This is a genomic window from Haladaptatus sp. CMSO5 (genome assembly GCF_036689885.1).
Lineage (GTDB): Archaea > Halobacteriota > Halobacteria > Halobacteriales > Halococcaceae > QDMS2.
This window is the reverse complement of the sequence record NZ_JBAHVW010000001.1, coordinates 1,287,550-1,309,974: the sequence shown is the minus strand read 5'-3', so window position 1 is coordinate 1,309,974 and position 22,425 is coordinate 1,287,550. Positions and strand designations below refer to the sequence as shown.

Below are 22,425 nucleotides of genomic sequence, written 5' to 3'. Positions count from 1 at the left end.
AGGCGTTCGGGGCTTATATGGGCTACCCTTTCGTTTCGGCCGCGTTTCGAGCGACACAAGCTGCCGGGCTGTCCGGCGATTATCCCCACAAGGTGGGGAGACAGAAGTCCGACTTCAGGCGTCGAGCGCCGCTTCGAGCTCGCCACGTTCGTCTAATTCGGCCAAAATGTCGCTGCCGCCGATGAACTCGCCGTTCACGTAGGTCTGGGGGATGGTTTCCCAGCCGCTGTGTTCTTTGAGCGCGACGCGGAACTCGTCGAGCGAGGCGAGCGCGTCCACCGTCTCGAAGTCCTCGCGGTACTGGGAGATGAGTTCGACCGCGCGCATCGAAAAGCCACACTGGGGCATGAGTCGGTTACCTTTCATGAACAGCACGACTTCGTTGTCCTCGATGGCCGTGTCTACGCGTTCTGTGACTTCGTCTTGGTTGAGTGACTCGCCGGGCTGGAATGTCATGGCCCATCGTAGCCACTCGCGGTCTAAAATCCTTGCGCCGAAGACCCACTGGCGGCGCCCGCCCCACGAGCGCCGACATCGAATCACCCTGATATTGTGGGTTGGTGTGCCATACCTCGGCGGGTGAAAAGAAGGTTTTCCCTAACCAGTACGGGCTGACCGGCGCTGGCTTACTCGCGGTCGACGCGCATGACCTGAACGAGCGAGTGGACGGGGACGCCTTCGAGTTCGGAGACGCCCTGTTTGTCCACGAGCACGACGCAGGCAACAACCTCGCCGCCTTCGGCTTCGACCGCTTCGATGGTCTCGGTCATCGTCGTCCCGCTCGTGATGGTGTCGTCTACGATGACGCACTTTTTCCCCTCGACCTGCGCGAAGTTCCGCGAGAAACTCCCGCCGAACTCTTGGTCTTCGATGTCGCCTTCCTCCCAGCGGTGTTTCGCTGGGGCGTAGGCGGCGAGTTCGGTGTCGAGCGCGCGGGCGACGGCGGTGGCGAGCGGGACGCCAGCTTTCTCGATACCGACGGTCGATTCGATGGTTTCTGCCTCCGCGTCGATGACGTTCGCCATCGTCTTGGCCGTGTAAGCGAGGCGCTGGCTGTTGCGGCCAAGCGAGCTCCAATCGACGTGGATGTCGTCGGGGCTCGTGTCCGTGGTATCCGACGTGCTGGCCGGGCGACGCGCGGTCTTCGCGCTCTGTTCGACCAACCACTTTGCGGTTTCACGCGAGACGTTGAGCTCGTCTGCAATCTCGCCTTTCGAGAGGCCGTGGGCTTCGAGTTCCCGCGCACTTTCGATGAGGTCGTCTACGTTCTTCATGTGCCTGCCTTCGGGGGCCGTTTTTATCATCGTTTCGTCGGTCACATTCACCACCGGAACTGGCCCTGGGTTCGTGAAAGTCGCTCAGCCACCCAGCGCAGCCGCTCACTGGCAGTGGAGAAAACCGCAAAAACAGGTGTGTTAGTCGTCTGCGGCGGCGGGTTCCGCGCTCGCGTCGGAGGTCGCGTCGTCTTCGATGCTCGGTGGGTACTTTCCGCGGTCGATTTTCAGGTCGGAGAGAGGGCGGGCCATGCAGGTGAGCGCGTAGCCTTCGCGCTCTTCTTCGGTGAGGCCGCGGGCAGCCGGTTGGGCGACTTCGCCTTCGACGATTTCAGCAGAACACGCGAGACACATGCCAACGCGACACGAGTACTCCTGGGCGACACCTTCTTCGATACATCGCTTCAGGATGGTTTGCTTGTCGGAGACGGTGATTTTCTCGCCCGTGCCGACAAACTCGACGGTGTAATCAGTCATTACTACGTCTACGAAAGACCGCACCTTTACTCTTTATGTAGGCATTCGACGCCCCTGTCGCCCTCGTCGAGAGAATCGAACGACAGGGCCAAGATAAAGAGTTTTCTCCGTTGGGGGAGCAATCGTGTGCATGACCACATATTCTCCTGACGTCGCCATCGTTGGCGCAGGCACGTCAGGCTGTTACGCCGCAGCAACCCTCGCAGACGCGGGCTACGAGGTCGTCGTCATCGAGCGAAAGACCGAGCAGGAAGCCGGGCACATCGCCTGCGGTGACGCACTCAAGGGCGCGGACGCCTTCCCCGAGGCCATCCCGAAAGAAAAAATCATGCCGGCGTTCACCAACACGGACGTAGACCACGGGCGCTTTGAGATTCCACAGGAAGATGTGGTTCTCGACATCCCGATTCCGGGCGAACTCGCCGTCATCGACCGCTGGGAGTACGGACGGCTCATCATCAAAGGCGCAAAAGAAGCCGGTGCGACGTTCCACTACGACACCGTCGTCCAGGACGTTACTCAGGACAAAGCTGGCCGGGTGACGGGCGTCCGTAGCAAGCGCAAAGGCGACGTCGTCGAGTACGACGCCGACATCACCATTGACGCCGCGGGCGCGCTCTCGCTCCTGCAGGACAAGGTCGACTTCAACGGCTCGACGTTCGACACGAATGTCAGCTACTCGCAGTTCTGTTCTGCCTACCGCGAAATCATTGAAGTGCCAAACGAAGTCGAGTGGAGCGACGCGCTCGTGTTCAAGCCAACGAAACGCGCGGCAGGCTACCTCTGGTACTTCCCACGTACGGGGACGGAAATCAACGCCGGGCTTGGCTTCCAGATGACCGAACAGCCAATGAAGCTCGTCGAAGACCTGAAACAAGACCTCCGCAATCGCCCCGAGTTCAAAGGTGGGAAGGTCACCGACAAACTCGGTGCGGCGCTGCCGACGCGGCGTCCCTACGACTCGGCCGTCGCAGAGGGCTACATGGCGGTTGGTGACGCTGCAGGCCACGTCAACCCAACCACCGGCGGCGGCATCGCCGGCGCGGCCTACGCCGGAAAGTACGCCGGCGAACAGGCCATCAAAGCCCTCGAACAGGGCGACGTCTCAGAGGAGCTGCTCTGGCGATACAACACCCGCATCATGGAGCATTTCGGCGGGCGCTATGCCGCCCTCGACATCTACAACATTTTCACCACCGCCTACGACACGGACGTGCTCCAAGGGCTGATGGCGGCGCTGCCGATGGACAAACTCTCAGAGGCGCTCTACTCGGGCAGCGCGAACGTCGGCCTCGGCCTCAAACTCCAGACGGCGCTCAAAAGCTACGGCTACTGGGGGACGCTCTATGACTTCTACAAGACGAAGAACCTCGCAGACGACCTGCTGACTCATTACGAGACGTATCCGACCTCACCGATGGGCTTCGAATCGTGGCAGGCAACCCGCGACGACATCATGGACGATATCTACGCAACGACCGGCGCAGACCCGAAGTACTGAGTGCATAACGAAGTCTGACTCTCCCGTTTGGTGGGATAACTCGGTGTCCCACTTATGACGTCCGCCATTCTCACACGATTCACCCAACCGGCGTACACTGGCGAGAACCGCTGTCTGCCGTGTACTGTCGTGAACGTCACCATCGCCGCCGCAGGGAGCCTCTTGCTCGCGGTCTGGTCGCCGCCCGTCGCGCTCGCCGCGTTTCTCGCAAGCGTGCTCATCATTTACGTCCGCGGCTATCTCGTCCCCGGCACGCCCGAACTCACGAAACGCTACCTGCCAGCCCGCATCCACCGGCTGTTCGGCACGCACGCGCCAACAGAGCCAACCGCGAAGGGGCCAGTCGATATCGAAGCCGAACTCACCGCGGAGGGAATCATCGTCGACGCGGGCGACGACCTCGCGCTCGACCCGCAGTTTACCGCAGAGTGGGAAGCCGCCATCGCACACGTCGGAGCGGACTCACTTATGGACGCGCTCGGCGCGTTTTTAGAAACCGACGAACCGCTCATCATCGAAGACGACCACACTCGCACGATGGTGTTCGCAAACGGGGCTCCGGCTGGAAACTGGGAATCACAGGCCGCACTCATCGCGGACGTGGCGGCCCACCAGACGCTCATCTCTGCGCTCCCGAACTATCTGGACTACGATCGCGAGACGAGAGCGAGAATGGTTGGGGCGATTCGAATGTTCCTCGAAGCCTGCCCAACCTGCGGTGGCGAGGTAGAAATCGGTGAAGAGGTCGTCGAGTCGTGCTGTCGCGCGTTCGACGTGGTCGCGTTCTCGTGCCGTGACTGTGGCGTGCGCCTCGCCGAGTTCGAACTGCTCGAAGCCGAACCGGCCTAAACCTCTGCGCCCTCTAAGGCCAGTAACTGTTCTTTGAGGCCGGGATACGCGAAGTTCCCGATGCCGTCGTGGCGGACGATGCGGTGGCATGGGACGACCAGCGGCACGGGATTGCGCGCACACGCACCGCCAACGGCGCGCGCTCCCGAGTCGATACCGGCTGCGACTTCGCCGTAGGTTTTCACCTCACCGTAGGGAATCTCCGCCATCGCCTGCATCACACGGCCTGTGTAACTGTCTGGATAGCGAACCGTGAGGTCGAAACGCGTGCGCTCGCCGGATTCGTACTCGCCGACTTGCGTGCGGATTTCGTCGGGTGATTCTTCGACCAGCGACTCGTCGATGGTCACTTCAGTATCGAAAATCGTGACGTCCATAGACGGGGATTATCGGGGGCGAGCAAATCTGTTTCCTCAGCCGTCGTCGCGAGAGTCAGTGTTGTTATCCAACCTCCGCCCGCAGAACGCCGCGGCTCAGAGCTTAGGGACGTCGAGCAGCTATTTCGAGAATCGAATTCGAAAGCACGTCGACCGCAACGTCAATGCTCTTTTCTTCGACGTCGAACGTCGCGGTGTGGTGGCCCGTCGGGTGGGAGGTGCCGATGCAGACGTAGGCGGCGTCGCCGCCGTGTTCCTGGACTTCCTGCATGAGGAACGTCGCATCCTCGCTGCCGCCCAAGTCGTCGCGTTCGACGGTCGAAGTGACGAATTTCGAGCCTTCAGAGACGTGCTTTACGATGTCCACAAGCGACTGGTCGCTCGTCGCACTCGGGGCTTCGCCAATTTCCTCGAACTCGACAGTGCAGTCGTACATGTCGGCCGACGATTCGATGACACGAACCGCCTTCTCCTTCATGTAGTCCATGAGTTCGGTCGTCTTCCCGCGCACCTCTACGTGCATAAACGCCGATTCGGGGATGATGTTGGCTGCCGTTCCGCCGCCGACGACGCCGCAGTTCACGCGGGTGTCGCCGTCTCTGTGGCGCGGAATGGCGTAGCAGTTCTGGATGGCGGCGGCGAGTGCTTGGACCGCGTTTTTCCCTTCGTTCGGCGCAGCACCCGCGTGGGCGGGGAGGCCGGTGAACTCGACGTTGAAGTGGTTGACCGCGAGGAAGCCGTCGATGCCTGCGACGACTTCGCCCGTCGGGTGGTCGAGCCCGACGTGGACGCCGAGCAGGTAGTCAACGTCGTCTAAGTGGCCGCTTTTCGCCATTGGCTTGCCGCCGCCGATGACCTCCTCTGCGGGCTGGAAAAACACCTTGAACGTCCCCGAGAAGTCGCTCTCTTTGACGCGTTCTAAGACGCCAATGCCGAACGTGATGTGGGCGTCGTGGCCACAGGCGTGCATCGCGTTGTCGTGCGGTGGGCGGAAGCCTTCGGCGGCGGGGAAATGGTCGTCCGAGGTGGACTCTGGCTGGGGTAGGGCGTCGATGTCCACGCGCAGGGCGACGGTTGGCCCCTCGCCTTTTTCGAGGACGGCGACCGCGCCGGTGTAGCCGCCGCGGGTCTGTCCAAGCACGTCTGCGCGCGCACCGTCTGCGCGCGCCTGTTCGAACCACTCCTCAAGCACGTCCTCGTCGGGAACCGCAAGTCGAAGGTCGCCGTGTTCGGTTCCGAGGGCGTCTTTGCCCACATATAACTGGTCGACGCCGATGCGTTCGAGTTCGTCAACGATGCGACTCGTCGTATAAAATTCGCGCCACGCGGGTTCCGGGTGACGGTGGAGGTCACGGCGGAGCGAAACGAGATGGTCGTGCACACTCTGTTGCATAGAACACTCTCTGCAACGGAGGCTCTTAAGATAGTGTTAGAAGAATCAGCGACCGGCCGCACGAACCTGCTTGATTTCTGCTTCGACGTGGACGCCTGCGGGGAAATCCCACTGGGTTGCCGCGCGGGCGAAATCGTCGTGGCCCTCAATTTCGATGACGCGCGTGTAGACGGTGTACTCCCACTGCGGGTAGGAGTCGCCGGTCGGATGGAGGCACTTTGCCTGCGGAGCGGCGTGGACTTCCGTTGGTTTCGTGTGCGGACCGTGGAGTGCGGCCCCTTTTCGATTCGCGGTTCGTTTGATGTCGGTTACAACCTCGTCGAGGACGTTTCGGTCCCCGCTTGTGAGTGTGAGAGTAGTCGTGAAGCTCATAGGGAGTTGGGTATCACTACCCTGTGTGCTCAACCCCTAAAAACTCATCCAAAGCCGCTCGTCGTCGATACTGTCTCTCGCTGGAGAAGTTTTGGCCTCGCCGGCGGCCAGCCGAAGCAATAAGAAATTAAACCACCACGCAGTATCAACGTGTAATGGCTGTCAAAGCGACAAGCGCGGGGGCTATCCTCTTTCGTGATACGAGGGGCCGCCGTGAATATCTCCTGCTGAAGAGCCGTCCCGGGGATTGGGAATTCCCCAAAGGCGGTGTCGAAGGAGAAGAAGAACTCCAGCAGACCGCGATTCGTGAAGTGAAAGAGGAGGCGGGCATCAGTAAGTTCCGTCTCATTGACGGGTTCCGTGAGGATTACCACTACGTGTTCGAAGCGAACGGGAAGACCATCCACAAGACGGTCCACCTGTTCATCGCAAAATCGTTCGAAGCGAGTGCGGAACTCTCGAAAGAACACCGCGACCTCCAGTGGCGCGACTACGAACAGGCAATCAACACCATCACCCAAGATGGGCCACGCGACATCCTCAGAGACGCCCACGCGTTCTTAGACGAGTTAAACGAGAACGGCGACCTCTGAGTCGGCGTCGCAACCGCTGCACGAACGCCTTAGTTCTCTGAGTGCAAACTGCGTCTCGTGTGCGATCTCGGCGACGCAGAGTTCATCTTCGAGTTGGTGATGTGCCAGTGGGCAGAGCGCCACTGGCCACCGACGGGTACGCGCGACCCGGACACCGCGCTCGTCGTCGCCCGGCAGTTGGGGACGCGCGGGCGGCGCTGGGATACGATTGTCATCGAGGCAGACCGCGAGTTACTCAGACAGCGCGCGCTGTTTGGCCCACAGGAACTCGATTCTGACCTGCTGCACGTTGTTCGCCACGCGCCCGAGTCGTGGGCGTGGTACAAAGACGCCCTGCCGAATCCGGGCTATCCGTGGCGCTACGTGCGCGAGACAATTCACGAAGCCGCAGACCGTGGCATCCTGAAAACCCGACGCAACGGCAATAAAATCGAGATTCGACGCATTGGCCCGTATCCAAACTGGGTGTCGCGCATCGTCGCCATCGAGAACAAACCGGACTTGGATGCGAGTGCCGCGCGCGCCCTTCGCGGACAAGTCGAGAAGGACACGAACCTCGCACTCGCCGACGAGGTGTGGGTGGCAACAAACCAGACCGGCGAGTCAGTCGAACCTGCACTGCTCGAACGGATGCCGGTCGAAGTCGGGATTCTGACGCTGGATTTCCCCGACGCGCGCGTCGAGTGGTATCCGAGTTCGCTCCCCATCACAGAAGCGGGCACGACGGCAAAAGGCAACGAGATGTCCGCGGAAACGAAGGCGAAAAAACGCCTCGCGCTCGCAGAGCGCGCCTACGCTCGTGGCTGGCGCTCGTATGCGGACACGATGCGTCCTGATTGTTCGCACTTCGAACTCAAGCACGAAGCGGAGACGTGGCTGCCGTGGTGTGCGGCGAAAGAAGTGTTCCCGACGCGCGTCGCGTGTTCGGGGTCGTGTCCGAAGTTCACGCCCGAACCACCGGCGGCGCGGATGGGTGGCTGGCCCATCGAGGGCGGCCCCGGCAAGGCAATCAAACGGTTTCTCGCCCGCAAGCGCCGCGAGAACCGGCCCGGCTTAGTCGAGTAGCTCGACCGACAGCGAGTCGCGCTCGATGGCAAGCCGGAACGTCGGGACGGTGCGGTATTCGATTTCGATGACGCCTTTCTGTTCGAGACTGCGCAGCCCGGAGCGCACGTCTTCGACGTCGGGGTCTGTGTCGAACGCGTCGCGGATGGCGTGGAGAATGGCGACGACGCTTTTGGACTCTGCGTCGTGGTCGGGGGCGACTTCGACGATTTGTTTCTGAAGCAAAGGGACACGAATCGCCCGCGGGCCGTCGCCTTCATCGACGAGGCCGGGGTCTACGCCGACGAGTTCTGCAGCCTCCGGCGTCGCGCGGATGAGGCTGTTCTCGTCGCGGTAGTAGTACTCTTTGAGTTCGTTTTCCAAGTACTGGTGGACTTCACTCCCGCTTTCTAGGCCCCACCGCTTTTGGAGGTCTTTGTTCTTCGTGGGCTGGAGCGCCACGATGTCAGCGAGTCGCTCCTCGGCCTCCTCGGACAGCGTCATATGTCGCCGTACGAACGGGTGGTACATTGGCCTTTCTGACTGCGGGGGAACGATTAAGCCCGTCCTTCCCATCGGTGTTGCCATGTCATCGGACACCGTGAACCTGGAGTGGGAGGGCGAAGTTGCGACGATTACCGTCGACCGGCCAGACCGGTTGAACGCGATGAACACAGAGACCTTAGACGCGCTCGAAGCCGCCCTCGGTGAGGCGAAAGACGAGGGTGCGCGCGTCCTCATCCTCACCGGCGCAGGCGACAAAGCGTTCGTCGCGGGTGCGGACATTTCCTTCATGAAAGACCTCTCGGTGGCGGAAGGACAGGCCTACGCAGAGCAGGGCCACCGCGTCACCGACCTGCTAGAGGAGTTCCCCGCGCCGGTCATCGCGGCCATCAACGGCTACGCCTTCGGTGGCGGGTGTGAACTCGCCCTCGCCTGTGACCTCCGCGTGGCGAGCGAGCGGGCGGTGCTCGGCCAGACCGAAATCGACCTCGGCATCATCCCCGGCTGGGGTGGCACCCAGCGCCTCTCACGCCTCGTTGGCGACGAACTCGCCCGTCGACTCGTCTTCTTCGGCGAGCGCGTTGACGCACAGGACGCAAACGAGATGGGGCTCGTCGGAGAGGTCGTCGCCCACGACCAACTCGACTCGCGGGTAATGGAGATGGCAAAGGAACTGGAGGAGAAACCGAAATTCGCCATGCAGGCGGCAAAAGAGTCGCTGAATCAGGTCCACGAGATGACCCTCGATTCGGGGCTGACCTACGAACGGCGCATCTGGAGTTCCCTGTTCGGCACCGACGACCAGCGCGAAGGTATGACCGCCTTCGTCGAAAAGCGCGACCCGGACTTCGAATAATCAGGCGGGCAGCGTTTCTTCTACCTGCGAGTACACGAGCGCGAGCGCGACCACCGCGAGCACCGCGGAAAAGGCAAACGGCGTGAGGAAGCTAAAGCGCACGAGATAACCGGAGGCGAGCGGCCCGATTGCGGTTCCGAGGCCGAACGCCATCGTGAGCACCGAGAGTGTGGTTCCCGACTGCCCTTCTTTTGCGAGGTCGCCAGCCACCGCGAGGCCGGGAGCGAACACCATCGCCACCGCGACGCCGTGGATGAGGCGGGCGACAATCATGGTGACCGGCGAGGTCACGATACCTTGGACGAAAACGGCGGGCGCGAGCAAGAGAAACCCGCCGAGCAGGAAGGGGCGACGGCCATACTGGTCGCTCGCGTGCCCGATGGGAACCTGCAGGAGGACGTTTGCGATGATGACGGCTGCGAACTGGATGGAGAACAGGAACTCGCCTTGGCCGAGGCGGGTGTTCACGTTCTCTTGGAGGGTGGCGAACAGCGCAATCGAGATGCCCATGAACAGCGTCGCCACGCCGAGGGCGAACACAGGGTCGAGCGCCTGCTTTCCGGTCGAATCACGCACCTGAAACGAGAGGTCGTCTGCGGCGAGGTCGTCTGTTTTCTCGGGGTCTGAGACGAACGCAGTGACGAGACCGAAACTGATGAACGCGCCGAGGGCGGCGGCGTAGAAGGCCGCATCGAAGCCGCTCAGCGAGATGCCGGAGAACATGTAGGGGCCTGCGGCGACGACGAACCCGGCGATGATGGGGCCGAAGCCAAAGCCGATGAGCCGAAAGGTGTTGAACACGCCGAGGTTGCCCCCGCGCGACTCGGTGGTGGCGAGTTCGTTTACGAGGGCGATGGTGACGGGGATGGTGAAGGCCGCACCCAGTCCTTGCAGGGCGCGCAACAGAACAAGCGTCTCGTAGTTCGGTGCGAAGACGTAGGCCGCACTCGCCGCGCCGAGCAGGACGAGGCCAAAGAGGATGTAGATGCGGCGTTTGCCCGTGCGGTCTGAGAGTCGACCGGTAAACGGCTGGGCAAAGGAGTTCAGGAAGCCAAACAGCGAGAGCAACACACCAATCAGGAGTTCGGTGGTGACGGTGATGCCGAGGACGGGGACGGTTGCCCCGAGTAAGCCCTCCAACGGAATGATGTCCGAGGCGAGATACAACGGCAAGACGATGATGAGAAAGGAGTTACCAATGGCGTCTGCCATTCTCGCCAGTGCGAGGACGAGGACGCGCCGGTCTGTTCCGAGGACCATTCGTTGTTCGTGATATGGTGATGCGCCCGAAAACGGTTTCCAATGCGGTCAATCAGCGCGTGTATGAGGTAATGCGTGGCGAACGCGCGTTGTGTGTGATGGTTTGTGGTTCTGAACGTACTCGACGCGCGCCGTTTGTGGGCGGCAGTTGTTGCAGGCATCAAGGCACAAATCATTCATGATTAATCGCATCATACTAATACTCCTCCCAACAGACTCTCCTGCCATGACACGAGTCGTTAAATTAAGCCGCGTCGATGGGACGCTTTCTGAACTCTCCTACCCAATCTCGCGGACGGACGCGATGGCGGAACTCTCCGATGTGACGGTGCTACTCGCGGATGGCGAGGCGACGATTCCGAGCGTCATGAAGCAGGTGCCAAGCGCGATGTACGAGACCGTCGAGGAACTGCGAAACGACCTGTTCATGTACATGCCAATCGCGGCGGTTGGCGAGCCGGGCCAGTCGGAAGGCGACGCCTGAGCACACTTTTTCGATAGCGGTTGTTAGCTATCATCCACCGTGAGCCGACAACCAACAATATAAGTGAACCCAGTTTCCTAAGCGTGATATGGAATTCTGCGACGAATGTGGCTCGATGATGCGCGCAGAGGACGGCGAATGGGTGTGCAGTCAGTGTGACTTCACAAAACTCAAAGACGCGAACAAAAACTACGTCCTCACCGAGAGTCAGGAGGTCTCAGAGATTGTCGACGTGAGCGACGCCGAAGACCGTGGCCTCCCGACCACGAAGGTGCACTGCCCACAGTGTGAGAACGACGAAGCCTACTGGTACATGCAGCAGATTCGGTCGGCAGACGAAAGCGAGACGCGCTTTTTCGTCTGTACCAACTGCGAACACCGATGGCGCGAAGACGACCACTGACCACACCCAGCCGCTCTTAGCAAGGGTATAAACCCCCTGAGACGCCCACAGAAACGAGCGTCAGACGTTCGTCAGACAGTTCATACCTGTCGAATTCGGGGAATGAACGGTCTCAAACCGATTCGAACGTTCGCGCCCTTTTATAGTGTAATAGGATAGAAATACTGACAATGACACTGGGGAAGAACCTCGCTGTGCTCCTCGCCGCGATACTCGTCATCGGAGGAGCCGCCCCTGTGCTGGCCCTCCCATTCGACGCAAGCGGTGTTGCTGCGAGTGCGAGTTCCCAGCAGGCGGCGGAAAACGATTCAAACGTGTCTGTTACTGTTGGTGCCCAACTCTCGACAGTGATGGCCACGACGGGCGATAGCCTCCAAACCGAGTTCAACGACGAAGTGTTCGAGAGTCAGATCGACGAGGCGAACGCGAGCACGCAGGCTCGAATCGTCGCCAAACGCATCGAACGACTCGACGCGAGAGCAGCGGACATCCGGGCAGAATACGAACGAGTGACCGCGCAGTACGAAGCGGGCGACCTCACCCGCGCACAGTACGCCCAGCGGCTTGCTATGTTGAACGCGCGCGCCGAGAACGTCCTGCGGAGCATCGACCAGACCGAAACCCGCGTCGAACGGCTTTCGGGCCTCGACCTTTCTGCGGTGGGTGTAAATCAGAGCACGCTCGCCGGAGCGGCGACTGACCTCGAACCGCTCACCGGGCCGGGGGCGTCCGCGCTCCAAAAGCGGTTCGTCGGTGAAGGTACCGGCAACGTCCACCTCGAAACGGACAACGGGCTGACCATCCGGGTCGAAGACGGCGACACCGACCGCTCACGGACGACGAAACACCAGCGAGACGATGACAACAGCGTCTCTATCACTCAGCAAGAGGCGCTTGACGCCGCGCGCGACGCCCTTCGCGGCCCAGCAGACGGCTGGCAGCTCACCAAATCGAGCGTGAACGAACGCCGCGGGTTCTACCGCTTCGAGTTCCGACTCGACACGGCGACTGGCGCTGGAACGGCGACCGTACTCGTAGACGCCTCGACTGGGACGGTGTTCTCGCTCGATGAATCGCTCAAACGCGGGAACGGAGCTGATGACAAACGCCAAGAAGAGCTGGCGCTCGTCGTCGCACAGGGAACGGCCGCGCCCGGGCAAGAAGTGACCATTCAAGCGTTTTCGAACGGCGAGGTGGCTGGTGATGTCGCCATCTTGGTGAACGGCGAGCGGGTAGGGACGACGAATGCAGACGGACAACTCACGCTCACGTTGCCCGAAGAAGACGTGACTATCACAGGCGTCCGCGGTGATGCAGAAGGCGAACTCGAATTCGATTTTAATACCAAGAACCAACGCGACTCGGTTTTTCGTGATTTAGATGCCACAGCCACCGTCGAAAACGGCGTTGCGACGGTGACCATACTCTACAACGACAAACCCGTTCCCGGCGCACTCGTTTTCGCTGAGGGCCGCGAGGTTGGCCGGACGAACGCAGACGGCACGGTGGAGTTTGCGACTGACGCCACAGACACCCTCGACATCGAAGTTGCGAAAGGAAAGCTCGGCGCGGCGTTCACGTTCGTCATCGAAAACGGCACGGCGACGCTCGACGGCGGTGCCCGAGAGAGCGATAAAACGGACGAGCCGACCACCAAACCCGCATCTGACTCCCGCGAACCCGATTCGACAACCACGCCGAATACGACCACTGACGCCCCGGACACCGTGACGCAAGACCCGATTGGCGGAAACGTCACCGACGACCCGGCCAACGCGACTGACGATGTGGTGACGGCGGTTCGGAATACCTCGGAAAATGTGACCGACGGCGGCACCGACACGTCGGTGACGGCCTGATTAGCTGTTTCTTGCGAACGTGAGATAGCCCGTGTGCCCGACGCCTTTCGTCGAGGGCCGCGAGCCGCGTTCGTCGAAGTCCATCTTGCGCTGGATAGTCTCGATTGTCTCGATGTCACTGAGGCCAGCCTCGCGGGCGGCCTCGACCGCATCGCGCGTGTGTTCGACGAACGGCGAGTAGATAGCGACGAACCCGCCGCTTTCGAGCAGGTCGGGGGCGTGCGCCACGACGGCTGCGGCATCGCCCGTGTCGAGGGTGAGTACGTCGAACTCGCCAAGGTCGTCCAGATTGTCGGTGATGTCGCCGGTTCGCACGGAAACCGTGTCCGCGACGCCTGCCATCTGCATGTTCTGGCGCGCAACCGCTGCGAACTCCTCGTTTCGCTCGAAGGTCGTCACGTCTGCGCCCATGCGACCCATGTACGCAGAGAGGATGCCGGTGCCCGTACCCGCATCGAGGACGGTGTCGTCTGCGGCGAGGCCCACGGTGCCGACGATGAGGCCGATGTCGCGCGGGAGCATCGGCGCGCCCGTCCGCTCTAAGTGGTTGAACAGGTCGGGGCCGCGCATCCGGCGGACGGTGAACGGCTCATCTAAGTGCGTATAGAGCGTCTGGCCGGGTTCTACGTCTTCCGGAATTTGCAGCACGCCGAGGTCTGTTTGTAACTCATCGCCCGGCTCGCGCAGGTACTCACGAGAGCCGTGAACCAGTAGGACGGTCACTCTAACCGGGAGATTGCGGCGGCGAGGTCGCCGTTTTCCGCTTCGAGTGCGTCGCGGGCCTCTGTGGCGCTTGCGCCCGTTCGCTGGGCGACGATTTCGACGTCTGAGTCAGGAATCTCCACCTCGGTGGACGCGTCTTCTTCGGCCACGGCGTCACCTTCGACCGCTGGCGTACTGTCGCCCGCACCGCGTGGACGGGATTCTGGCTCGCCAACGATCTGGTAGGTTTTCTGGCCCTGAGCGTCCATCTGCTGGACGTCGGCGTCAGTGAACACGAGGTCTTCGTCTTTCGTTCGGATGATGACCTCTTCTGCATCGATGTCTTCGACTTCGATGCCCATCTGTTTCATCATCTGCTTCATCTTGCGCGGGTTGAGTCCGCCTCCTCCAAACATACCTGCAGACTTGAAGCCCGGAGGCAAAAGACTAGCGACCGACCGCTCTCAGCTACTGCTCTGACGCGCCGTGTCTGACTTTGACCGCCATCCCCGTCTCGAAATCGCGCATGGCCGCTGCCGACAGCTCTGCGCGCCCGACCGCAAGCAGGGAACCGGTTTCGTGTACCACGAGCACCTCGTCGCCGGGGCGAATTTCGGGGTCTACGTCGCTCACGAACTTTGCGAACACGTTCTTGCCGTCACGGACGAACGGCTCGCTCTCGTCTCCGACGATGACTCTAGCCTGTGGCGCAGGTAAAGCGTCACGGAGGCGACGACCGCCGCGGACGCCGAGGGTAAATCGGCCGTCGAGACCGAACGAGACGATGCGCTCGCCGTCGACGCGAATCTGCTGAGGGCGGCCGTTGCTGGAGCGCTCGATTGCGATGTCGCCCGCAAAGAGCCCCTCGCCTGCGCCCGCGCCGAACTGATAGTCTGCGATGGTGCGGAGGTCCGCACGCTCGCTTGCGTTACTCATTGGCCGACGTTTGGGATTCGGAGATAAAACGCCTTTTACCCGACCGTGTCAATTGCACCCGCATCACAATCACGAATTATCATTGGTAATGCGCCGCAGTGTCACGGTTTTCCAGAACGCTCATATGGGAGAACTGCTATAGCCCGGGTATGAGCAACGAGAAAACGAGAGTAACTTTCGGCACGCTGGCCCTGCTGGTGAGCACTATCGTGCTGTTCGCGATTAGCTTCCTCGGTTCCCCAGTACCCGTCGTCCTCGGCGCCCTCGCCGCGCTTGGCATGGCTGCAGGGTCGCTTCTCATCGGCACGTCGGAAACCGGTCGCCCGGTCTAAAGCAAAAAGTCGTCTCGATTTTCGCTGAAGTTAGTAAAGGAGTCTGCGGCGTTGATGAGTGACTCCGAGGTCGATTCTTTGAACGCCATCACCTCGACGCGACAGCCCTGATGGCGGACGTGCGAACAGAGGCGGCTGAAGTCACCGTCGCCGGTACAGAGCACGAGCGTGTCGTGGTGTGGCGCGAGGGTGACCGCGTCTAAACTCATGCCAACGTCCCAGTCGGCCTTTTTCGAGCCGTCTGCGAACGTTTGGATGTCCTTGATTTTCGTCTCAAAACCGATGTCGTTCAGTGCATCAAAAAAACTCTCTTCATCTGGGGAATCTGCCCGAATCACGTACGCAATCGCCCGGGTAAGTCTGCGGCCATCGACCGCCTCGTTGAGAAGCGTCGTATAGTCGATATTCCGTGAATAGAGGCTCTGTGCGGAGTGATAGAGATTCTGCGCGTCAACGAGAAGGGCGACGCGCTGGCCCGTATGGTGAATACCCATGTCCACCATTCAGACGCCTGAAAGAAAGGTGTTTGCCCTCGCCGGTTTTTTGTGACGATGGTTGGGCATGGACTGTGTGCACACATGCCATGAGACTCGAAGACGGCGACGGCAGGGTTCGCAACTGGCGCAATGCCTAAGTAGCGGCGACACTGTGAGATTCGTATGCGACGCGCCACACCAACGACCACCACGACAACAGCCAGTGGTGTGGGTGGCGTGCGACGTTTTTGGGGCCCTAAACGCAAACGTGCGTGAGCACACCTTGTTCGCGGCGGAACTGGCACCTCCGTTGTGAGCTACTCTTTGACCGCAGAGCGCACGTAAATTACGACAGACCCCAACCACAATGACAGACCAAACATTCAGTGGCGTGTTCCCCGCGATGGTCACGCCGTTCGCAGACGACCTGAGTATCGACTTTGACCAACTTGCAGCAGACGCCCAGCGACTCGAAGAAGCTGGCGTAGACGGCCTCGTTCCCGTCGGGACGACCGGCGAGAGCGCGACGCTGACCCACGACGAACACATCGAAGTCATCGAGTGCGTCGTCGATGCCGTCTCCGACGTGCCCGTCATCGCTGGCTCCGGCTCGAACTCGACGCGAGAAGCCGTCTCGCTCTCACACCGCGCGGCGGACGCGGGCGCAGACGCTCTCTTGCTCATCTCGCCGTACTACAACAAGCCGGAACCGGCGGGCATGGAAGAACACTTCCGGACGGTTGCAGACGAGGTTGACCTCCCACAGATTATCTACAACGTCCCGAGCCGCACCGGGCGAAACATTGCGGTACAAACCGCCGTCAACCTCGCCAGCCACCCAAACATCCTCGGCTACAAGGCCGCGAGCGGCGACCTGAATCGGGTCGGTGAAGTGTTAGAGAAGACCCAAGACGAGGACTTCGCGGTCCTCTCCGGTGACGACGGCCTCACGCTCCCGATGATTTCGATGGGTGCGACCGGCACCATCAGCGTCGCCGGAAACGTCGAACCAGAGCGCACCTGCGCGATGGTCGGCGCGGCACTCGACGGCGACTACGAGATGGCCCGCGAACTCCACTACGAACTCGGGCCACTGTTCCGCGCGCTGTTCATCGAGACCAACCCGATTCCAATCAACGAAGCGCTCGCCATCCGCGGGCACGGCACGGGTGCGATGCGCCCGCCGCTGTCGCGCATGGGCGAGAAGAACCTCGACGCACTCCGTGAGGTGCTCGCAGACTTACAAGATGCGGAGGCACCGCTCGCCCGATGACGCGGGTTGCGGTCACCGGTGCGACGGGCCGGATGGGACAGGAGGTCATCGCGCTCGCGCGCGACCGTGACGACGTTGAACTCGTCTTCGCCGTGAGCCGCGATCCAGAAGACGTCGCGATGGACGTGACGCTCGAAGCAGACGACGCCCTGCCCGCCCTGCTCGAAGAACACCAACCCGACGTGCTCGTAGACTTCACCGTCCCCGAGTCGTCGGTCGAATACGTCACCGCCTGTGCGGAGGCGGGCGTCGCCGTCGTCGTCGGGACGACCGGATTCAGTGAAGAGCAGTACGCCGCGCTCGAAACCGCGAGCGAATCGGTTCCCGTCCTCGAATCCTCGAACTTCGCCCGTGGGATTCAGGCGTTGCTCAATGTCGTAGACGAGGCCGTTGCGGCCCTGCCTGACTACGACATCGAACTCGTCGAAACCCACCACAACGCAAAGCGCGACGCGCCAAGCGGGACGGCGAACATGCTTTTAGACCGCATCGATGAACAACGCGACCTCACTCGCGTGTACGGCCGCGAGGGAGACGCCCCGCGTGCAGACGACGAAGTCGGCGTCCTCGTGCGACGAGCGGGCAACATTCGCGGGGAACACGAGGTACTCCTTGCTGGGAACGATGAGGTAGTCACACTCACCCACCGCGCGGAAAGCCGCGGGGTGTTCGCCGCCGGCGCGCTCGATGCGGCCGTGTGGGTCGCCCCACGCGACGCTGGCTGGTACGACTTTGCAGACGTAATTGGAGACGCTCAATGAGCTTACAAGCGACAATCGAAACCCTGTGGCAACGAAAGCAAGACGGACTGACGGCCGCCGACGTCGGCGACGCCGAACTCGCAGAACTCGACGCGTTCTTAGAAGCGCTCGAAGCCGGTGAGATTCGCGCCGCCGAAAAGCGCGGCGGCTCGTGGGAGGCAAACGAGTGGGTCAAGCAGGGCATCCTGCTGAACTTCGGCCTCCGCAACACCGAACCGCGCACCTACGGCGACGTGACCTACCACGACGTGCTCCCGCTGCGCGACACGAGCGACCTGCTGGAGAAGGGCACGCGTAACACGCCGGACGGGACGGTCATCCGCCGCGGCGCGTACATCGGCTCGAACGCGATTTTGATGAGTCCGGCCTACGTCAACATCGGCGCGCACGTCGGTGACGGCACCCTCGTCGACTCGTGTGACACCGTTGGCTCCTGTGCCCAAATCGGTGAGAACGTCAAGCTCGGCGCGAACACGCTCATCGGCGGCGTCTTAGAACCCGTCGAGAACGCGCCCGTCATCGTCGAAGATGGCGTCTCGCTCGGTGCGGGCTGTCGGGTGACCTCCGGGTTCGTCGTCGGTGAGAACTCGATTGTGGGCGAAAACACGCTGTTGACCCCGCGTATCCCCGTCTACGACCTCGTCTCTGAGGAAGTCATCTACGGCGAACTGCCCGCAAACCGCCGCGCCTTTACGCGCTTTGTCGAATCCTCGATTGGCGACCACGACCTGTTTGCCGGCGGGGCGTACAAGCCAGCCGTCGTGGCGACGGACATCGAGGCGACCACGCTCGAAGCGACCGCCCGCGAGGAGGCACTGCGCGAATGAACGACGTGAGCGGCGTGAACCCCGACGTACGCAGGCTCAGCGAGTGGGGGGCAGACCGCCTGCACCAGCTCGCAGAGGCCTACGACACGCCGCTGTACGTCTACGACATCGCTCGCGTCCGTGAGAACGCCCGGCGCATCCGCGCGGCGTTCCCGGACGCTGAGGTGAGCTACGCGACGAAGGCAAACACCTCGAAGCCCGTCCTCCGCGCCCTGCGCGATGAGGGAGTTGGCGCGGAGTGCGCCTCAGCAGGCGAAGTCCAGCGCTCGCTGGACGCCGGTTTCACGGGAAGCGAGGTGCGCTACACCGCGGTTAATCCCCCGAGTGAAGATTTAGACCACGTGTGCGCGCTCGCAGCCGACCACCTGCTCACCATCACGATTGGAGCGGCCGACACGCTCGAGCGCCTCGCAGAGCGCGACTTTTTCGGCAAGCTCGCCGTCCGCGTGAATCCGGGCGTCGGCGCGGGGCACCACGAAAAGGTGACGACGGGCACCGACCCGAAGTTCGGCGTCCCGTACGACGAGGTTCCATCGTTGCTCGCAGCCGCCGCAGACCGCGGCTTCGACGTAGTCGGTATCCACGCCCACGCGGGCAGTGGGATTTCGGGTGATGACCTCTCCGCCCACCGCGAACTCGTGAGTCGAATGGGCGCGCTCGCCCGCGAGTCGCCCGTTCCGCTTGAGTTCGTCAACGTCGGCGGTGGCTTCGGCGTTCCATACAAAGAAGCCGAACCGCCGCTCGACATCGCAGCGGTGGCCGAGGCGACCCGCGATGCGCTCGGTGAGGTGGACGCCCAACTCGCAATCGAACCGGGTCGCTACTTCGTCGCCGACGCGGGCGTGTTGCTCACCCGCGTCAACACTGCGAAGCCGACGCCCGAGACGCTCGTCGTGGGCGTCGATGCCGGAATGACGACGCTCGTCCGACCGGCGATGTACGGCTCGTACCACGAAATTCGAAACCTCGCGCCCGATGCAGGGGAGCGCGAGGCCGTAGAAACGCTCGTCGCAGGCCCAATCTGCGAGACGAGCGATATTTTCGCCACCGGCCGGGTTCTGCCAGCACCCGCCCGCGGCGACCTGCTCTGTATCGGTAACGCTGGCGCATACGGCTACGAAATGGCCAGTCAGTACAACTCGCGACCGCGACCCGCGGTCGTCTGTCTCGACGAGGGCAAGGCGTATCTGGCGGTACGCCGCGAAACCCTCGCCGACGTAACCAGCTTAGAAGAACCATGATTCGATTCGACAAGTACCACGGAACCGGAAACGACTTCGTACTAGTAGACGCAGCAGAGGCAGTCCCCGACCGACGGGCGCTCGCCACTTCGCTGTGTAACCGCGAGACCGGCGTTTCAGACCCCGCAAGCGACCGCGTGGGCGCAGACGGCGTGCTCTTTCTCGCGCTCGAAGACCGCTACTCGCCGCCGCGCGTCGTCATGACGCTCGTCCAGCCAGACGGCTCGACGGCGGCGATGTGTGGCAACGGCGCGCGGTGTGCGGCGGCGTGGGCCGCAGAACGCACCGGCGAAGCGGAGATAATGATTGATACGCAGGCGGGAACCCGTCACGCCCGCATCGAACCCAACGGCGTAACCATCGAGATGGGAAAGCCCGCGTTCGAACCCGACGACGTTCCGGTCGTCGCAGACGCGCCGGTCGTAGACCAGGAAATCGAAGGCTACCGCGTCACGGCCGTGAACACGGGCGTCCCACACGCCGTCATCTTCGTGGACGACGTTTCCGAGATCGACCTCGAAGCGGTGGCCCCAGCCATCCGCCACGCAGAATGCTTCCCCGAGGGTGCGAACGTCAACTTCGCCAGCCAGCGCGCAGACGGTGGGTTTGACCAGCGCACCTTCGAGCGCGGCGTCGAAGGCGAAACCAAGTCGTGTGGCACGGGCGCGGTCGCAATCGCTGCCGCGGCGCGCGAACTCGGCCTCGTTTCGGGGGCAGACCCGGTTCCCGTCTCGCCGCCCGGCGGCGACCTCGAAGTCACGCTCACCGACGGCCCCGCCTACCTCTGGGGGCCAGTCGAACTCGATTTTCGGGGTGAGGTGGCCGGAAGCAAGCCCGGACGGCTTGACCCGACGGAGGCCTGAGGTGGCGTTCGACCCCGAATCATTTCTCGAAACTGCGGTACAGACACCCTCGACCGAGGACGTGTCTGCGATGCGCGAATTGCTCGTTTCGACCATCGAAGCCGAAGGCTTTGGTGTGCGCGTAGACGACGCGGGCAACACCATTTCCACACGCGACGGCGACGAACCCGGGCCACACGTCGTCCTCAATACCCACATCGACACCGTCCCGCCGCACGTCGAGTTCTCGCGCGACGGCGATATCATCCGCGGGCGCGGGTCGTGCGACGCGAAGGGGCCGCTCACCGCCCTTCTCGTCGCGTTTTTCAATACCAACGTCGTGCGCGGCAAACTCACCCTCGCCATCACACCCGACGAGGAAGTGCTGTCGCTCGGCGCGGCCGCCCTCGACATTTCAGCAGACGCCTACATCGTTGGCGAGCCCACGAATCTCGACGTGTGCAACGCGGCGAAAGGCCGCTTCGAGGGGACGATTACCGTCCACGGCGACAACGCCCACGCCGCAGAGCCACAGTCGGGGAAAAACGCCGTCACCGGGGCGGGACAGGTGCTTCGCGCGCTCGATACGTTCCTCGAACGCGACGACGCCCCGCCGGTGCATCCCGAACTCGGCGCAGCGACGCTCACGCCCACGATGATTGACGGCGGAACCGCGTCGAATCAGGTTCCTGCCGAGTGTCGCATCACCGTTGACCGCCGGAGCGTCCCGCCCGAAACCGCCGACTCGTTCACAACCTCGCTCGAAGCCCACCTCCGCGAACACGTCCCCGACTTCGAGTGTACGTTCGCGCTCACCGAGCGCCCGACGCCGTTTCTCGAAGCGTTCGAGACCGACGACGACGGCAAACTGGCGCAGACGCTCGCGGCCGCGTCGGGTGGCGACATCTGCCCGTTCTCGGCGGCGACCGAAGCGTCCTACTTCGCCGCAGACGCGCCGACGGTCGTGTTCGGCCCCGGCGTGCTCGCAGACGACGAGGGTGCAGTCGCCCACGCGCCGCGCGAGTACGTCCGCTTCTCAGAGGTCGAAGCAGCGGGAGCGGCTATCACCGAAACCGTCGCGTCGTTTCTCTCCTAACTCCCGTCGCCTGCGACCCACGCGGCGAGCGCCTCACGATTCGCGTAGCCGAAAATTGAGAGCGCGAGCACCAGCACGCCGAGTATCGCCGCCGTCGCAAGATTCCTGCTGGCGAGTTCCGCGCCCACCAGATTCGTGAGCAAGAGCGACGGGGCGCGCCCGAGAATGGCGATGAGGACGATGCGCGACAGCGAGAGCCGAGTGAGTCCGGCGACGAAACAGATGGCGTCGTCGGGCAGGCCGGGGACTAAAAAGGCAAGAAACAGGCCCGCTGCGCCCCGGCGGTCGGTGACGCCGTCGAACCGGGCAAGCGTGTCCGGGTGGACGACACGGGTGACGTAGGGGCGGCCAAACCGCCGGGCGATGCCCGCGGCGAGAAAGCTCCCGATGGCCGCGCCAATCACGCTGTAGAGCGTGCCGAGCGCCGCGCCAAAGAGGTAGCCGCTCACCACCCCCATCGCCTGTCCGGGGATGGGAGCGATGACGACCTGTGTGATTTGGAGGCCGATAAAGACGAGCGGCGCAAGCGAGCCGTAGCCTGCGATGAGCGTGCGAGCATACTCCGGGTTTGCGAACAGCGGGAGTGCCTGTCGACTCACCAAGAGGAGGGCGGCAAAAAAGAGCACGAAGGCGGCTACACGAAGCACAAATCCGCGCCGCCCGTCAGCCGAAACGAAAATTTTCACGTACCTA

Annotated in this window: 28 protein-coding genes; 15 read left to right on the top strand and 13 right to left on the bottom strand. The window is 62.4% G+C overall.

Annotated elements, in window-relative coordinates; all coding sequences use genetic code 11:
• Positions 1–114: 114 nt before the first annotated feature.
• The 3 genes from V5N12_RS06915 to V5N12_RS06905 all read right to left on the bottom strand — a co-directional run bounded on the left by V5N12_RS06915 (position 115) and on the right by V5N12_RS06905 (position 1,751).
• Complete coding sequence (locus V5N12_RS06915) at positions 115–456, bottom strand: glutaredoxin family protein (RefSeq protein WP_332898421.1); 342 nt, start codon at positions 454–456, stop codon at positions 115–117.
• Between the two features lie 170 nt (positions 457–626).
• Positions 627–1,274: a transcriptional regulator GfcR gene (gene gfcR / locus V5N12_RS06910; protein WP_332898420.1), complete on the bottom strand. Its 648-nt coding sequence runs from the start codon at positions 1,272–1,274 to the stop codon at positions 627–629.
• Positions 1,275–1,415: 141 nt separating this feature from the next.
• Positions 1,416–1,751 carry a 2Fe-2S iron-sulfur cluster-binding protein gene (locus V5N12_RS06905; RefSeq protein WP_332898419.1) on the bottom strand — a complete coding sequence of 112 codons (336 nt, stop codon included), beginning with the start codon at positions 1,749–1,751 and terminating at the stop codon, positions 1,416–1,418.
• Positions 1,752–1,881: 130 nt separating this feature from the next.
• Between V5N12_RS06905 and V5N12_RS06900 the strand changes: the two genes are divergently transcribed.
• Positions 1,882–3,252 carry a geranylgeranyl reductase family protein gene (locus tag V5N12_RS06900; protein ID WP_332898418.1) on the top strand — a complete coding sequence of 457 codons (1,371 nt, stop codon included), beginning with the start codon at positions 1,882–1,884 and terminating at the stop codon, positions 3,250–3,252.
• A gap of 54 nt (positions 3,253–3,306) precedes the next feature.
• A complete protein-coding gene (locus tag V5N12_RS06895; protein WP_332898417.1) occupies positions 3,307–4,101 on the top strand; it encodes a hypothetical protein in 795 nt (264 codons plus the stop codon).
• Here the strand turns inward: V5N12_RS06895 and V5N12_RS06890 are convergent.
• From V5N12_RS06890 to V5N12_RS06880, 3 genes are all read right to left on the bottom strand, one after another.
• On the bottom strand, positions 4,098–4,478 hold the full coding sequence (locus V5N12_RS06890) for a methylated-DNA--[protein]-cysteine S-methyltransferase (protein WP_332898416.1): 381 nt from the start codon (positions 4,476–4,478) through the stop codon (positions 4,098–4,100). The two genes, V5N12_RS06895 and V5N12_RS06890, sit on opposite strands and share 4 nt — an antisense overlap.
• A gap of 103 nt (positions 4,479–4,581) precedes the next feature.
• The gene (locus tag V5N12_RS06885; RefSeq protein WP_332898415.1) at positions 4,582–5,871 is read right to left on the bottom strand and encodes an amidohydrolase; all 1,290 of its coding nucleotides are present in this window, start codon (positions 5,869–5,871) and stop codon (positions 4,582–4,584) included.
• Positions 5,872–5,916: 45 nt separating this feature from the next.
• On the bottom strand, positions 5,917–6,243 hold the full coding sequence (locus tag V5N12_RS06880) for an uS10/mL48 family ribosomal protein (protein ID WP_332898414.1): 327 nt from the start codon (positions 6,241–6,243) through the stop codon (positions 5,917–5,919).
• Between the two features lie 155 nt (positions 6,244–6,398).
• Between V5N12_RS06880 and V5N12_RS06875 the strand changes: the two genes are divergently transcribed.
• A complete protein-coding gene (locus tag V5N12_RS06875) occupies positions 6,399–6,836 on the top strand; it encodes a bis(5'-nucleosyl)-tetraphosphatase (protein ID WP_332898413.1) in 438 nt (145 codons plus the stop codon).
• Between the two features lie 99 nt (positions 6,837–6,935).
• Entirely contained in the window at positions 6,936–7,901 is a 966-nt protein-coding gene (locus V5N12_RS06870) for a DUF5787 family protein (protein ID WP_332900081.1), read from the top strand.
• Here V5N12_RS06870 and V5N12_RS06865 read toward each other — a convergent pair.
• Positions 7,890–8,384 carry a DUF5797 family protein gene (locus V5N12_RS06865; RefSeq protein WP_332898412.1) on the bottom strand — a complete coding sequence of 165 codons (495 nt, stop codon included), beginning with the start codon at positions 8,382–8,384 and terminating at the stop codon, positions 7,890–7,892. The two genes, V5N12_RS06870 and V5N12_RS06865, sit on opposite strands and share 12 nt — an antisense overlap.
• 82 nt (positions 8,385–8,466) lie before the next feature.
• Here V5N12_RS06865 and V5N12_RS06860 point away from each other — a divergent pair, with 82 nt between their 5' ends.
• Entirely contained in the window at positions 8,467–9,240 is a 774-nt protein-coding gene (locus tag V5N12_RS06860) for an enoyl-CoA hydratase/isomerase family protein (protein ID WP_332898411.1), read from the top strand.
• Here the strand turns inward: V5N12_RS06860 and V5N12_RS06855 are convergent, their stop codons facing one another.
• On the bottom strand, positions 9,241–10,500 hold the full coding sequence (locus V5N12_RS06855; RefSeq protein ID WP_332898410.1) for an MFS transporter: 1,260 nt from the start codon (positions 10,498–10,500) through the stop codon (positions 9,241–9,243). It abuts the gene before it with no gap.
• Positions 10,501–10,726: 226 nt separating this feature from the next.
• Here V5N12_RS06855 and V5N12_RS06850 point away from each other — a divergent pair, with 226 nt between their 5' ends.
• From V5N12_RS06850 to V5N12_RS06840, 3 genes are all read left to right on the top strand, one after another.
• A complete protein-coding gene (locus V5N12_RS06850; protein ID WP_332898409.1) occupies positions 10,727–10,984 on the top strand; it encodes a DUF5789 family protein in 258 nt (85 codons plus the stop codon).
• 88 nt (positions 10,985–11,072) lie between these two features.
• Complete coding sequence (locus tag V5N12_RS06845) at positions 11,073–11,387, top strand: transcription factor S (RefSeq protein WP_332898408.1); 315 nt, start codon at positions 11,073–11,075, stop codon at positions 11,385–11,387.
• A 170-nt stretch (positions 11,388–11,557) separates the two neighbouring features.
• Entirely contained in the window at positions 11,558–13,246 is a 1,689-nt protein-coding gene (locus V5N12_RS06840; RefSeq protein ID WP_332898407.1) for a DUF7096 domain-containing protein, read from the top strand.
• On the opposite strand, the gene V5N12_RS06835 is transcribed toward V5N12_RS06840, so the two are convergent.
• From V5N12_RS06835 to V5N12_RS06825, 3 genes are read right to left on the bottom strand one after another with little or no spacing between them, the layout of a single operon-like run.
• On the bottom strand, positions 13,247–13,969 hold the full coding sequence (locus V5N12_RS06835; protein WP_332898406.1) for a methyltransferase domain-containing protein: 723 nt from the start codon (positions 13,967–13,969) through the stop codon (positions 13,247–13,249). It abuts the gene before it with no gap.
• Positions 13,966–14,364: a nascent polypeptide-associated complex protein gene (locus tag V5N12_RS06830; RefSeq protein ID WP_332898405.1), complete on the bottom strand. Its 399-nt coding sequence runs from the start codon at positions 14,362–14,364 to the stop codon at positions 13,966–13,968. Before V5N12_RS06830 ends, V5N12_RS06835 begins: the two co-directional genes overlap by 4 nt.
• 52 nt (positions 14,365–14,416) lie before the next feature.
• Positions 14,417–14,884: a PUA domain-containing protein gene (locus V5N12_RS06825; RefSeq protein WP_332898404.1), complete on the bottom strand. Its 468-nt coding sequence runs from the start codon at positions 14,882–14,884 to the stop codon at positions 14,417–14,419.
• Between the two features lie 149 nt (positions 14,885–15,033).
• Here V5N12_RS06825 and V5N12_RS06820 point away from each other — a divergent pair, with 149 nt between their 5' ends.
• Positions 15,034–15,216 carry a hypothetical protein gene (locus V5N12_RS06820; RefSeq protein WP_332898403.1) on the top strand — a complete coding sequence of 61 codons (183 nt, stop codon included), beginning with the start codon at positions 15,034–15,036 and terminating at the stop codon, positions 15,214–15,216.
• Here the strand turns inward: V5N12_RS06820 and V5N12_RS06815 are convergent.
• Positions 15,213–15,710 carry a LabA-like NYN domain-containing protein gene (locus V5N12_RS06815; protein WP_442904929.1) on the bottom strand — a complete coding sequence of 166 codons (498 nt, stop codon included), beginning with the start codon at positions 15,708–15,710 and terminating at the stop codon, positions 15,213–15,215. The genes V5N12_RS06820 and V5N12_RS06815 overlap by 4 nt on opposite strands.
• Positions 15,711–16,059: 349 nt before the next feature.
• Here V5N12_RS06815 and dapA point away from each other — a divergent pair, with 349 nt between their 5' ends.
• Genes dapA through V5N12_RS06785 form a run of 6 tightly spaced genes read left to right on the top strand, consistent with a single transcriptional unit; the run spans position 16,060 to position 21,732 of the window.
• Positions 16,060–16,965 carry a 4-hydroxy-tetrahydrodipicolinate synthase gene (gene dapA / locus V5N12_RS06810; RefSeq protein WP_332898401.1) on the top strand — a complete coding sequence of 302 codons (906 nt, stop codon included), beginning with the start codon at positions 16,060–16,062 and terminating at the stop codon, positions 16,963–16,965.
• Complete coding sequence (gene dapB / locus V5N12_RS06805) at positions 16,962–17,726, top strand: 4-hydroxy-tetrahydrodipicolinate reductase (protein WP_332898400.1); 765 nt, start codon at positions 16,962–16,964, stop codon at positions 17,724–17,726. Before dapA ends, dapB begins: the two co-directional genes overlap by 4 nt.
• Positions 17,723–18,553, top strand: a complete 831-nt coding sequence (locus V5N12_RS06800; protein WP_332898399.1) for a 2,3,4,5-tetrahydropyridine-2,6-dicarboxylate N-succinyltransferase — start codon at positions 17,723–17,725, stop codon at positions 18,551–18,553. The genes dapB and V5N12_RS06800 overlap by 4 nt, the downstream gene beginning before the upstream one ends.
• A gap of 5 nt (positions 18,554–18,558) precedes the next feature.
• Positions 18,559–19,794 (top strand): diaminopimelate decarboxylase, encoded by a 1,236-nt coding sequence (gene lysA, locus V5N12_RS06795; RefSeq protein WP_442904960.1) that lies wholly within the window; start codon positions 18,559–18,561, stop codon positions 19,792–19,794.
• Positions 19,791–20,657: a diaminopimelate epimerase gene (gene dapF, locus V5N12_RS06790; RefSeq protein WP_332898397.1), complete on the top strand. Its 867-nt coding sequence runs from the start codon at positions 19,791–19,793 to the stop codon at positions 20,655–20,657. The genes lysA and dapF overlap by 4 nt, the downstream gene beginning before the upstream one ends.
• A gap of 1 nt (position 20,658) precedes the next feature.
• A complete protein-coding gene (locus V5N12_RS06785; RefSeq protein ID WP_332898396.1) occupies positions 20,659–21,732 on the top strand; it encodes a M20 family metallopeptidase in 1,074 nt (357 codons plus the stop codon).
• On the opposite strand, the gene V5N12_RS06780 is transcribed toward V5N12_RS06785, so the two are convergent.
• Positions 21,729–22,379: a TVP38/TMEM64 family protein gene (locus tag V5N12_RS06780; protein ID WP_332898395.1), complete on the bottom strand. Its 651-nt coding sequence runs from the start codon at positions 22,377–22,379 to the stop codon at positions 21,729–21,731. The genes V5N12_RS06785 and V5N12_RS06780 overlap by 4 nt on opposite strands.
• Positions 22,380–22,425: the final 46 nt, after the last annotated feature.

Bases quoted from the DNA above. Each gene is read 5' to 3' on its own strand.
- V5N12_RS06915 (WP_332898421.1), bottom strand. From the start codon at position 456: ATGACATTCCAGCCCGGCGAGTCACTCAACCAAGACGAAGTCACAGAA.
- gfcR (WP_332898420.1), bottom strand. From the start codon at position 1,274: ATGAAGAACGTAGACGACCTCATCGAAAGTGCGCGGGAACTCGAAGCC.
- V5N12_RS06905 (WP_332898419.1), bottom strand. From the start codon at position 1,751: ATGACTGATTACACCGTCGAGTTTGTCGGCACGGGCGAGAAAATCACC.
- V5N12_RS06900 (WP_332898418.1), top strand. From the start codon at position 1,882: ATGACCACATATTCTCCTGACGTCGCCATCGTTGGCGCAGGCACGTCA.
- V5N12_RS06895 (WP_332898417.1), top strand. From the start codon at position 3,307: ATGACGTCCGCCATTCTCACACGATTCACCCAACCGGCGTACACTGGC.
- V5N12_RS06890 (WP_332898416.1), bottom strand. From the start codon at position 4,478: ATGGACGTCACGATTTTCGATACTGAAGTGACCATCGACGAGTCGCTG.
- V5N12_RS06885 (WP_332898415.1), bottom strand. From the start codon at position 5,871: ATGCAACAGAGTGTGCACGACCATCTCGTTTCGCTCCGCCGTGACCTC.
- V5N12_RS06880 (WP_332898414.1), bottom strand. From the start codon at position 6,243: ATGAGCTTCACGACTACTCTCACACTCACAAGCGGGGACCGAAACGTC.
- V5N12_RS06875 (WP_332898413.1), top strand. From the start codon at position 6,399: ATGGCTGTCAAAGCGACAAGCGCGGGGGCTATCCTCTTTCGTGATACG.
- V5N12_RS06870 (WP_332900081.1), top strand. From the start codon at position 6,936: ATGTGCCAGTGGGCAGAGCGCCACTGGCCACCGACGGGTACGCGCGAC.
- V5N12_RS06865 (WP_332898412.1), bottom strand. From the start codon at position 8,384: ATGACGCTGTCCGAGGAGGCCGAGGAGCGACTCGCTGACATCGTGGCG.
- V5N12_RS06860 (WP_332898411.1), top strand. From the start codon at position 8,467: ATGTCATCGGACACCGTGAACCTGGAGTGGGAGGGCGAAGTTGCGACG.
- V5N12_RS06855 (WP_332898410.1), bottom strand. From the start codon at position 10,500: ATGGTCCTCGGAACAGACCGGCGCGTCCTCGTCCTCGCACTGGCGAGA.
- V5N12_RS06850 (WP_332898409.1), top strand. From the start codon at position 10,727: ATGACACGAGTCGTTAAATTAAGCCGCGTCGATGGGACGCTTTCTGAA.
- V5N12_RS06845 (WP_332898408.1), top strand. From the start codon at position 11,073: ATGGAATTCTGCGACGAATGTGGCTCGATGATGCGCGCAGAGGACGGC.
- V5N12_RS06840 (WP_332898407.1), top strand. From the start codon at position 11,558: ATGACACTGGGGAAGAACCTCGCTGTGCTCCTCGCCGCGATACTCGTC.
- V5N12_RS06830 (WP_332898405.1), bottom strand. From the start codon at position 14,364: ATGTTTGGAGGAGGCGGACTCAACCCGCGCAAGATGAAGCAGATGATG.
- V5N12_RS06825 (WP_332898404.1), bottom strand. From the start codon at position 14,884: ATGAGTAACGCAAGCGAGCGTGCGGACCTCCGCACCATCGCAGACTAT.
- V5N12_RS06820 (WP_332898403.1), top strand. From the start codon at position 15,034: ATGAGCAACGAGAAAACGAGAGTAACTTTCGGCACGCTGGCCCTGCTG.
- V5N12_RS06815 (WP_442904929.1), bottom strand. From the start codon at position 15,710: ATGGGTATTCACCATACGGGCCAGCGCGTCGCCCTTCTCGTTGACGCG.
- dapA (WP_332898401.1), top strand. From the start codon at position 16,060: ATGACAGACCAAACATTCAGTGGCGTGTTCCCCGCGATGGTCACGCCG.
- dapB (WP_332898400.1), top strand. From the start codon at position 16,962: ATGACGCGGGTTGCGGTCACCGGTGCGACGGGCCGGATGGGACAGGAG.
- V5N12_RS06800 (WP_332898399.1), top strand. From the start codon at position 17,723: ATGAGCTTACAAGCGACAATCGAAACCCTGTGGCAACGAAAGCAAGAC.
- dapF (WP_332898397.1), top strand. From the start codon at position 19,791: ATGATTCGATTCGACAAGTACCACGGAACCGGAAACGACTTCGTACTA.